This is a genomic window from Paraburkholderia sp. (genome assembly GCF_049581445.1).
GTDB lineage: Bacteria > Pseudomonadota > Gammaproteobacteria > Burkholderiales > Burkholderiaceae > Paraburkholderia.
In genome coordinates this window covers 25,424-35,099 of record NZ_JBAURZ010000126.1, presented here as the reverse complement: position 1 = coordinate 35,099, position 9,676 = coordinate 25,424, and the positions used below count along the sequence as shown (strand labels likewise).

At 58.2% G+C, this 9,676-nt stretch carries 10 protein-coding genes and 3 pseudogenes; 8 read left to right on the top strand and 5 right to left on the bottom strand.

Features of this window, described 5'->3' with window-relative positions; all coding sequences use genetic code 11:
* Nucleotides 1-619 precede the first annotated feature (619 nt).
* Entirely contained in the window at nt 620-856 is a 237-nt protein-coding gene (locus tag WCA85_RS11820) for a hypothetical protein (RefSeq protein ID WP_424064023.1), read from the bottom strand.
* Here WCA85_RS11820 and WCA85_RS11815 point away from each other — a divergent pair.
* Nucleotides 839-1,207 (top strand): annotated as a pseudogene (locus tag WCA85_RS11815) (acyl-CoA dehydrogenase); the annotation flags it as partial. The gene WCA85_RS11820 and the pseudogene WCA85_RS11815 sit on opposite strands and share 18 nt — an antisense overlap.
* A gap of 27 nt (nt 1,208-1,234) precedes the next feature.
* Here the strand turns inward: WCA85_RS11815 and WCA85_RS11810 are convergent.
* From WCA85_RS11810 to WCA85_RS11800, 3 genes are all read right to left on the bottom strand, one after another.
* Nucleotides 1,235-1,660: a secondary thiamine-phosphate synthase enzyme YjbQ gene (locus WCA85_RS11810; protein WP_424064021.1), complete on the bottom strand. Its 426-nt coding sequence runs from the start codon at nt 1,658-1,660 to the stop codon at nt 1,235-1,237.
* A complete protein-coding gene (locus tag WCA85_RS11805) occupies nt 1,605-1,910 on the bottom strand; it encodes a hypothetical protein (protein ID WP_424064019.1) in 306 nt (101 codons plus the stop codon). Before WCA85_RS11805 ends, WCA85_RS11810 begins: the two co-directional genes overlap by 56 nt.
* A gap of 78 nt (nt 1,911-1,988) precedes the next feature.
* Nucleotides 1,989-3,569, bottom strand: coding sequence for a DHA2 family efflux MFS transporter permease subunit (locus WCA85_RS11800; protein WP_424064017.1), 1,581 nt, complete (start codon nt 3,567-3,569; stop codon nt 1,989-1,991).
* A gap of 625 nt (nt 3,570-4,194) precedes the next feature.
* Between WCA85_RS11800 and WCA85_RS11795 the strand changes: the two genes are divergently transcribed.
* The 7 genes and pseudogenes from WCA85_RS11795 to WCA85_RS11765 form a co-directional block, all read left to right on the top strand.
* Nucleotides 4,195-4,638, top strand: a complete 444-nt coding sequence (locus tag WCA85_RS11795) for a DUF2934 domain-containing protein (protein WP_424064015.1) — start codon at nt 4,195-4,197, stop codon at nt 4,636-4,638.
* A gap of 73 nt (nt 4,639-4,711) precedes the next feature.
* The gene (locus WCA85_RS11790) at nt 4,712-5,104 is read left to right on the top strand and encodes a hypothetical protein (protein WP_424064014.1); all 393 of its coding nucleotides are present in this window, start codon (nt 4,712-4,714) and stop codon (nt 5,102-5,104) included.
* A 44-nt stretch (nt 5,105-5,148) separates the two neighbouring features.
* Entirely contained in the window at nt 5,149-5,613 is a 465-nt protein-coding gene (locus WCA85_RS11785; RefSeq protein ID WP_424064027.1) for a low affinity iron permease family protein, read from the top strand.
* Nucleotides 5,614-5,677: 64 nt separating this feature from the next.
* Nucleotides 5,678-5,866: a hypothetical protein gene (locus WCA85_RS11780; protein ID WP_424064012.1), complete on the top strand. Its 189-nt coding sequence runs from the start codon at nt 5,678-5,680 to the stop codon at nt 5,864-5,866.
* A gap of 504 nt (nt 5,867-6,370) precedes the next feature.
* Complete coding sequence (locus WCA85_RS11775) at nt 6,371-7,237, top strand: glucose 1-dehydrogenase (protein WP_424064010.1); 867 nt, start codon at nt 6,371-6,373, stop codon at nt 7,235-7,237.
* A 424-nt stretch (nt 7,238-7,661) separates the two neighbouring features.
* Nucleotides 7,662-8,195 carry a hemerythrin domain-containing protein gene (locus WCA85_RS11770; RefSeq protein WP_424064008.1) on the top strand — a complete coding sequence of 178 codons (534 nt, stop codon included), beginning with the start codon at nt 7,662-7,664 and terminating at the stop codon, nt 8,193-8,195.
* A 110-nt stretch (nt 8,196-8,305) separates the two neighbouring features.
* Nucleotides 8,306-8,597 (top strand): annotated as a pseudogene (locus WCA85_RS11765) (DEAD/DEAH box helicase); the annotation flags it as partial.
* 72 nt (nt 8,598-8,669) lie between these two features.
* Here WCA85_RS11765 and WCA85_RS11760 read toward each other — a convergent pair.
* Nucleotides 8,670-8,858: pseudogene (locus tag WCA85_RS11760) on the bottom strand (glutathione-dependent formaldehyde dehydrogenase); the annotation flags it as partial.
* Nucleotides 8,859-9,676 lie beyond the last annotated feature (818 nt).

Sequence of the window (9,676 nt, the reverse complement as noted above, 5' to 3'; positions counted from 1 at the left end):
CGCCGTCGCAACACCTCAGATCGCTGCATCGACGATTGTCACTTCGTTACTCGCGCCACTGTTCACCGCATTGTTTGCGAAATATATCGCCCAACGGAAGTCGACCAATGCAGGAGAGTTAAGGTCTACCCACATGGTGGAGCACGTGGACCGAGTGTAGCAAGCTCGCATCCTGCGATAAATGCGATGCGCAAGGGCCAACCGACCATCCTCGTCGTAAGCGGAACGAACTTCGGGACACTCACGTTAGCGCCGTCAACGGAGCATGTTGTTCGAGCAGTCGCGGTTTTTCGATCCGACTTATCTCGCGGGATATTCATCGGAGTCGACGAATTACATTCCGGTATCGAGATTCGATCAGAATAACTAAGTAAAGTGGATCAGTCCCGCTTACGCTGGGGTGTCGAGGGAGCTGATGTACGGATTCGGCCAGCAAGCGGCGGGCAATGGGACCCGCTTTTCCGAAACGGGCCTGGCATTGTTCATGACGTGAGTGGCGAGAAGGATCGGCGGCTCGATGCGGATTGCGCTCGCGATTGAACCAGGCCGGCAGGCAGCCAGCGGCAGCCTTTATTCTCTGCCGGGAGTTGCTGCTGACCAATCCTCATAGGCTGGGTATTTATGTCGAAGATCGAATTAAAAAATACAAAATACCGCCTTTAAAGGCGGCCGGGTAATGTCGCCATAACAAACAGAGCAAGGGCACACCGGAACGAAGATCCTGTCTGACCAGCACGGCCTGAGCGATCGCGATGCCGATGCCTTCAACAGCGGCCTGGTACATCAGCCCGGAATTCTCGAATTTCATGCCGCGCGTCGAATCGATATCGCTTGCATCGGCGGCGCAATCGGTCATCTGATTGGCGAGGAGAATCGTGGCCTCGAGTACATGTTCATCATGATGGACGCGGCACGCTTCGCGGTGGGCATGCAGGGTGTGGGTGTCTCGGATCGCGCGTACCAGAAGGCGGTCGCTTACGCGAAGGAGCGTGTGCAGAGCCGCGACGGCGGCGCGGTGGCCGAATCCTTGCTGGCGGACATTGCGGAAACTGTCGCGGCGCTCGGCGCCCAGCAGGGCGTGGCGTTCGAATCGATGCAACGTCATCTGGCGCAAGGGCATCGTTCGCTGAAGGCGGTGGTGGAGTGTGTGGTCGCGAACACGAAGCGCGATCCGAATGCGGTGTTCGCGGGCATCGTGCCGTATCTGAACTGAAGTTGACGGCGGGCGTCGTGCCTACTCGTTATCCCCAATGATATGCGCGACGATGTCGCGCGTTTGCGGCAGGCGCCGGTGCTCGAACAGATAGATCCCTTGCCATGTGCCAAGCGTCATGCGACCGTGTTCGACAGGCACGCACAACTGCACTTGCGTAAGCACGGTACGCAGATGCGCCGGCATATCGTCCGGGCCTTCCGTATCGTGCTCGTAGCGCTCGGGGTCTTCGGGAGCAATGGTGTCGAAATACGTTTCGAGGTCGCGTCGAACAGACGGATCCGCATTCTCCTGAATGATCAGCGACGCGGACGTATGGCGGCAAAACAGCGTCAGGATCCCGGTCTGGATAGACTGCTCGTTGACGAACTCACGGACTAGGGCAGTGAAGTCAACGAGTCCTTGTGCGGGCGCCCTGACGTGCAGATGGCGAATGGCTTGCTGCATGGGATGGCCTCCGGGCTGATCTGTTTAGCGCGCTTTGCGGCCGCTCGATGACCCCTGAGGTCCGCATATCGGTCAGCCGCTTCTTCATATCGAGCACATCCAGCGAGTGTTGCTCGCCTTTGCGCAGTGCGACGCTGGTGGAAAGAATATCGACGATCACCAGCGCGGCGGGGCGCGACGTGGTGGGCGTATAGACGTCGGTATTCTCCAACGTTTCCGCGATCACGGCAACGTCGCAGAAGCGCGTCAAAGGACTGTTGGAGCCGCTTATTTACGGTTCACTTTGAGCGCCTCGTCCCGTGTTGAATTCTTCTGAATCCCGCCAGACTTAGTGAGCTCCGGATGCTTCTGCCGAGTCCCCGCCCTTCGTCGGGCGGGTGAGCCAGATAAGCGGGATGATGAGAATGAAGATGAACGTGGACGCGTAGAAGAAATCGTCCAGTCCCATGACCGCAGCCTGACTCGTGACCATGGATTCAAACAGTGCGAGAGCGGACTGTAAATCCAGATGTAGCTTCGATTGAAATGACGCAATCGTTTCAATGAAAATCGGGTTATCGACGCTCGCTTGCTCCATGAGTCGGACGTGATGCACGGCGGTCCGGTGAGCCCAGACCGTGCCCGCGATCGACGTGCCGGCAGCGCCGCAGAAAATACGCGCAAAATTGGACAGCCCGGCCGCCGCCGGAATGCGCTCGGGCGGTAACCCGGACAGGATGATGGACACGAGCGGAACGAACCACAACACCGTCGGGATGCCCTGCAGCAAGGTGGGTAGAACCAGATGCCAGGCGTCCACTGAACTAAGATACTGCGTGCGCATGAAGAACACACCGGACAGGCCCACGAAGGCAATCGAAACCAACACTCGGGCGTCCACCGACTTAAGGAGGCGCCCCATAAACGGCGAAAGCAGGACCGTAAAAATGCCGACGGGCGCAGTGACGAGACCCGCGTCATAAGCCCGGTAGCCAAGATATTCCTGCATCCACTGCGGCAGCAGCACGAGGTTGCCGAAGTAAAGCGCGTAGGAGACGGAGATCGCAATCGTGCCGCCGCTGAAGTTACGCAACGCGAACAGTCTCAGGTCGACGACCGGATGCTCCTCGGTCAGCTCCCACACGAGGAAGAACGCGAAGCTGACAAGGGCGGTCAGCGCCAAGGCGACAATCACGGGAGACGCGAACCAGTCAAGATCGCGCCCCTTGTCGAGCATCACCTGAAGCGATCCGACCCACAGGATGAGCAACGCGAGACCGACACCGTCGATCGGCAGTTTCTTCGTCGGCGTTTCGCGCTTGCGGTAAATGACCCAGATCGCGCCGGCGGCGATGAAGCCGACCGGAATGTTGACGTAAAAGATCCACGACCAGCTGTAGTTGTCAGTGATCCAGCCGCCGAGCAGCGGTCCCGCGATCGGGCCCACCGTGGCAGTCATCGCCCACAGCGCCAGCGCCATATTGGCGCGGGCCTTCGGATAGGAACTGAGCAGAACGGCCTGCGACAACGGAATGAGCGGACCCGCCACGACACCCTGCAAAATCCGCGCGGCCAGCAGGAACGGCAGGCTTGGAGCAATGCCGCATAGCCACGAGGCGAACACGAACATGAGTATCGATCCGACGAACAGCCGGATCTGGCCGATCTGCTGCGTCAGCCATCCCGTCAGAGGAATGGAAATGGCGTTGGCAGCCGCGAAGATCGTGATGACCCACGTTCCTTGGTCGACGGAGACCCCCAGGTTGCCCGACAGGTTGGGTACCGCCACGTTCGCAATCGACGTGTCCAGAACCGTCATGAAGGTCGCGAGGGCCACCACGATAGTGGCGATCGCGAGCTGGGCGCCTTGTAGCGGCCGATATTGAACCAGTGGTGCGGTTGGTACGCGACGGGGCGATGCCTTCGTCATAGATCGTGTGTTTTGAGCAAATTTTCGCGCGGCTGAGCGGTCCACCGGGCGCAAAAGGTGCCTTTGGACCATACAGGGGCGTGCATTCCGGCAGCTAGCGATTCGGAATAGCCGGTGTTTCTACCTACGTATAGCACATGTTGGTTTTAGACGTATTAAATACTTAAACCATAACATGTCCAAAGCGCGGGTCAAACTTGGCGCGTCCCGTCGAGAGTGATGCAGGCGGGTGCTTGCCGAAATTCGACAGCGCTCTACAAGCCGCGGTAGTCCGCCGGTCACTTGAGAGCGGCGTCGGCAGCGCATTGGAAGCTGCCACTCATCCTTTGCGAGTTCAGCGACCGAGAAGGGTCGGCACCGGAAGCCACGCTAAGCCGACTTTCGCGTTGGCCAGGCTGGCTGTCTGCTTCGATATTCGGCCATTGAAACAGTGGATAAAGGATGCGAGAGCGGCACTCGACGCACTGGAGCAGGCACGAGCCGCGCTGTCGTCCTGGCTGCCACCTCGCACGCATTAGTAGCTGCAAACCGCGGCCGATGCGGTTGCCAAATTTCGCCATCTTGCGCTGAGGCCTGGTACGATAACCGTGAATCTGGACGACCATTCATTGTCATCAAGGAGCAGATGCAGCCATCCTCATGCGACGAACAACTTCGAATTCGCGCTTACTATCTTTGGGAATCGGAAGGTCGACCCGGCGGACGAGATGATGAGTTCTGGTCGCGCGCCGAACAGATGCTTGATAGCGAGAAGTTGGTCACAGCGCTCATTGATGAGGCAACAGCGGCAGGCGCCCTCCTGGCGAAAGTAAGCGTTAATAATGCGCCCTTAACTCCGGCGCAGAAAAGAGAAAACGCGGCACCGAATGACGTAGGTCACAACGGCGCTGCCGCAGCACAATCCGCGCACACGAACCCCGCCAGCACCCCTCGCAAAGCGGCGGCAGCTGAAGCTAAAACGCGCGCTGCCTCGCCGACCAGGAGTTCGACCACGAAGACCTCGGACAAGGCTGGCTCAGACAAAAAAAATTCCGTGCGGCGCAAAAAAGCAGAGCCACCGCATACCTGATTTCAAGGACAGTTTTCCGGTCCGCCTATCGAGCTTTACATGAGGAGTTCGCTGATAAGCTCCACTAACAGGTATGCTGGAAACCAATTGCATCCATGCCGCGTTTGATCACTGCGCCGATGAGGCCGCTCCACCTGATGCGCTCTTGGCTTTTCGGGCATGGTGGGTACTGGTTTTCGGCTTCATCGTATTCGCACCGGTCGATGTAGACGTCGAGCCGGTCGACCCGTTCGCATTCGGGGCGCTCATGCCTCCTCCCTCACCTCCGCTATTACCACCTGGTGCGGCTCCGCCGCCGTTGCCGCCCGCACCTCCGCCGCCGCTACTGCTGCTGCCTCCTGCACCGCCGGCACCGAATGCAGAACCGGCGAACGCCAGAACTATTGCAAGGCAAGCTACCGATTTCTTTGCTGCTTTCATGATTCTTGTCTCCCAGGACATTGACCTTCACAAGATGAGTGACTGACTGCGCACCGCAACGAGTGTGCCCATGGTGAGCGACCAAGAAGGATAGCCGGGGTGCCCAAGCCACCAGACGGGAAACAAGACCGCGCGTTCGATTCCTTTGCCAGCCACGTCACACGTCTGGCGGGCTCTCCACTCGCGTTCGGCATTGCCGTTATCACGGTGATTGCGTGGGCCGCAACCGGTCCGCTATTCCATTATTCGGATGGCTGGCAACTGGTCATCAACACCGGGACTACCATCGTTACGTTTCTAATGGTCTTCCTGATTCAACAAAGCCAGAATAAGGATAGCGTCGCCCTACATTTAAAACTTAATGAATTGTTGTCGTCACACCGGGCCGCCAACAACCAGCTAATCGGGAGGAACAGCATGAAACCCTTCGGCAACTCCGGATCTTGTTTGAATTGCGAATTTTATATCAGACGAAGGCGCTGTGAGAGCGGGTTGCGGTACGGGACCGGATCCGTACCCCAGGCAGTCCTTGCGATTAGGGCGATCGAAGCTTAACGAACCCCTGCAGCCTGTCCACACTGCTAGACTGGAAGCTCCATGAAGGGCATTGGAGGCTGGCATGACTACCGTTTACGTTGTGAAAACCGGCGAAAAATTTCTCTGCAGCGCCGAGGACGGCGACATTGGCCTTGCGCCTGAGGTCAAGGAAGCCAAGCGCTTTCCGTCCAATGAAGAAGCCGAGAAAGCGGCAAACATGTACGCTGACCCTGGATACGAAATCATGACCGTCAACGTCCCTGAACGCTGACTCTAAGTCGCTTTGCCAAATGATGTGAAAGGCCGCCAGTTCCCGGAGAGCCGGCGTCTTGGCGCGTGCCTCTAAAGAAACAGTAGTGTGCGCTGCTACGCGGCCGGTTCGGGTACGGGTATAGACCCAACTGAAAATTTCCCCGACGGCGAGGCTACGCGGATTTGAACGCGGGCCTTTCATCGCCCCGGGGCATACAGGGGCAGATGCAGAGGTGGCGCCAATCAAGGGCTCGCGCGTTGCTTAAGTGGGAAAGCGCGCCAGATGCGGATTGGCAAAGTCGTAAAGCCTTCTGCTCCGCAGGATGTGAGTGCCGTATCGAGGACTGAGATACCTTGCGCTAAGTGGGCCGCAATTGCCGATGTCGGCCAACTGCCACGATTACAGGAATTCAGTCGGGCAAACGTCGTTGGTCAGGTCCAATGGTTGCTGACCATATAGCTGCGATCAACGAAATTGCATGCACTGGAAGGGCGCATGCCAATCCGCACTCTGGAGAATGCCATGGCCGAATCACAACGCCCCACGCCGCCGTTCCCTCAACAGCAGCAAACGCAGACACCCGGGCAAACCGCCGAGTTGAACCCAAAGCCAGACCACGGCGAGCTCACCTACAAGGGAAATGGGCGTCTCGCCGGCAAGGCTGCGATCGTGACAGGTGGCGATAGCGGCATTGGCCGCGCGGTCGCTATAGCGTTCGCGCGCGAAGGCGCTGATGTGCTGATTGCTTATCTCGACGAGGACGAAGACGCCCGCGAGACCGCGCGATGGGTGGAGGAGGCCGGTTGCAAGGCCGTCTTGCTGCGCGGCGATATCAGGAGCCCCGAACACTGCCGGGACATTGTTGTGCGCGCCATTGACGAATTCGGGCGGCTCGATGTGCTGGTCAATAACGCCGCCTATCAAATGAGCTACCCGTCGCTCGAAGCGATCACGGACGAAGAATGGGACAAGACGTTCGACACGAACATAGGTGCCATGTTCAGAATTACCCGGGCAGCGGTCAAGCATATGCAGCCCGGCGCTTCGATCATAAACACCTCTTCGATCAATGCCGACCACCCAAACCCCGGGCTGATCGCTTACGCGACAACCAAAGGTGCAATCCAGAACTTCACCGGCGGCTTGGCTCAACTGCTCGCAGAGAAAGGCATCCGCGCAAACTGCGTGGCGCCTGGGCCCATCTGGACGCCTCTGATCCCGTCGACGATGCCACCGGAGAAAGTCGAGAAATTTGGCGAGCAGGTGCGAATGAAGCGCCCTGGACAGCCCGCCGAACTCGCCGCGGCGTATGTCATGCTCGCATCGGACGAGGCTAGCTATATCTCGGGCGCGACGATCGCGGTTACTGGCGGCGCACCGATCATCTGACGCGTGGCGCGTGATGGCGGAGTTGAGCTGGCGGACGGTCACAAGTGCCAAGCGGCGGTTTGGCCAAAAAGCTTTCGCATCGCAACGCCGTAATTCGACACGTCAGGGGCGCGCTTGATGCGAGCGTTACGACCTCCGCATGTGCAAAAAACCCATTGGCGGGAATCATGCCGCTGAAACGAGGAACATCCAAAGAAGCTGTTTCACACAACATCAAAACGGAAACGAGGCGTGCGATAAGCCGTGCCTCGTTAGAAGCTGGAATGCTGACGGGCAACACGTCGAAGCGGTCAAACCGGACTATACGGATGCCAGTGCGCCCTGGAACGCAAGGGCACGGTCCTTGCGAATCGACAGTCAGAGCGCCCGGCTCACCGCGACTCGATTGGTGACCGGGATTAACTTGATGAAAGGGAGAATAGCCATGGTACAAGCTGAATCGACGACGAAAACGACTGACCAGGGCGCCACTGCCGTCGACGCGTTGACGCTGCTGGAGTCTGATCACCGCGCGGTGGAGAAGCTTTTCGACGCATTCAAAAAAGCTGGAGACGGGAATCTTGAAGCGAAGGCCACGCTGGCACAGCGCGCGTGTGAAATGTTGACCATTCATACCATTCTCGAAGAGGAGCTTTTATATCCAGCGGCGCAGCAGGCGCTGCCGGATGATGAGAAGCCCGATGTCGAAGAGGCGTACATCGAGCATTTCCTCGTTAAGACGTTGATCGGAAAATTTGAAATCCTCAAGGCTGGTGAGAAAGGATTCGATGCGACGTTCAAGGTGATGTCGGAGTTGGTCCAGCACCATGTCGAAGAAGAAGAGGAAGAGTTGTTCCCCGCGCTGCGTCGCACGAAATGCGATCTGAAAAGCCTCGGCGGGAAGATCGCCAGCCGCAAAGAGGCCCTCCAGGAAAAGCTCGATGCGGTCGGCAGCGGGTCGGTCGGTGACAAGACGTAACGGAGGCTCGATATCGAATGCGTCAGCGTCGCGGCCGGTTCTGGGCCACCCGTCCCACGAGAAAACCCGGGTGTGAATATTTGCCGTTACCAAACTGATCGCGTCGCATCATGACACTGGAACAACGCCTTCGCAGCATGCGCAAGACCATGCGCGACATGTTCGGTATCGACCGGCTACGCGCCGGCCAGGAAGACATCATCCGTAGCGTCTTGCAGCGTCACGATACGCTCGCCACCATGCCGACCGGTGCGGGAAAATCGCTGTGTTACCAGCTACCGGCATTGCATCTGGAAGGCACGACCCTTGTGGTGTCGCCACTGATCGCGCTAATGAAAGATCAGGCCGACAAGCTACGCGCAGCCGGGATCGACTGCACGCTCATTAACAGCACATTGCGCAGCCGGGCTAATGGGGCACAGAATCTGTCATTCAAATACGCCAGATGGCGGTTGCGTTGGCCGACCGGCCGGGTCAAGGTTTCAGCACGACCTTGATGCAGCCGTCTTCCTTGTCGCGAAATGTCTTGTACATGCCCGGGCCCTCATTTAGTGGCACCGTGTGTGTAATGACGAACGACGGATCTATCTGCCCTTTCTGAATCCGGTGGAGCAGGTCGTCGGTCCATCGGTTGACATGCGTTTGTCCCATTTTCCACGTCAGGTCGACCACGTACGCAATCGCCGTAGTCGCCGCCGCGGCGCCCACCGCACGAGATATGCCGGCATGTTTGCCACGGGGTGCCTGGAAGAGCACACCCCAGAACACGCTGCAGCCCCAGTGGATCGCGGCTCCCACACCGCTGTAGCGTGCGCTGGGGTGCTGCTGGGTGAACGCGCTGGCCGGCCAGAGGCAGTGCGTCACTGCGTTGAGTGGGGCAAAGGTTGGCGTGCGTCGAAAGCCTTGTAGGCCTCAAGTACGTTCATCAACGGCTCGCGCGCGATCCACGCCAATGCCGCCGGAACGAGACGTCGCCGATTGCATTGAATACCACCGCTTTCATTACGAACTCCGTCAAGGGTAATGGCATCATTAGCGCAGCAACCGCCGAGCCAGCAGCATTCACGTCCCAGACGTGTCATGCAATTCGATGACGCAGAACCCGCAGCTTTAAGATACGCAAGAGCAGGGCCGACGCATTCCGTCATTTACAAACGCCGGCCCTGCGACGACGGGGATAATCGGCGGCTGCCGGGATTTTGACGTTAAAAAGACGATCATCCGCTCTGGCCACCAAAGCTGCTAACTCGTCCTCGATGGGCTTAAAAGAATCAGTTATATTTCGTTGCGAATAGGCGCAATAGGGTCGGTAATAAGCGGCTTATGTCTTAACTCCATATCGAGTTTCGGTATGAATTACATAAAATTGCTTATGCGCGCAGAAAAATGAATCGAAATAGAAAAACGCTGCCGGCAAGACTGAGAAAGGCGGACTAACCTGCGCACCGGGCGTGTCGAATGTCTACGCTCAGCGGCCTGGC

Coding starts and splice junctions, on each gene's coding strand:
- WCA85_RS11820 (WP_424064023.1), bottom strand. CDS start 856: ATGACCGATTGCGCCGCCGATGCAAGCGATATCGATTCGACGCGCGGC.
- WCA85_RS11780 (WP_424064012.1), top strand. CDS start 5,678: ATGACTACCGTTTACGTTGTGAAAACCGGCGAAAAATTTCTCTGCAGC.
- WCA85_RS11795 (WP_424064015.1), top strand. CDS start 4,195: ATGCAGCCATCCTCATGCGACGAACAACTTCGAATTCGCGCTTACTAT.
- WCA85_RS11775 (WP_424064010.1), top strand. CDS start 6,371: ATGGCCGAATCACAACGCCCCACGCCGCCGTTCCCTCAACAGCAGCAA.
- WCA85_RS11800 (WP_424064017.1), bottom strand. CDS start 3,569: ATGACGAAGGCATCGCCCCGTCGCGTACCAACCGCACCACTGGTTCAA.
- WCA85_RS11770 (WP_424064008.1), top strand. CDS start 7,662: ATGGTACAAGCTGAATCGACGACGAAAACGACTGACCAGGGCGCCACT.
- WCA85_RS11810 (WP_424064021.1), bottom strand. CDS start 1,660: ATGCAGCAAGCCATTCGCCATCTGCACGTCAGGGCGCCCGCACAAGGA.
- WCA85_RS11790 (WP_424064014.1), top strand. CDS start 4,712: ATGCTGGAAACCAATTGCATCCATGCCGCGTTTGATCACTGCGCCGAT.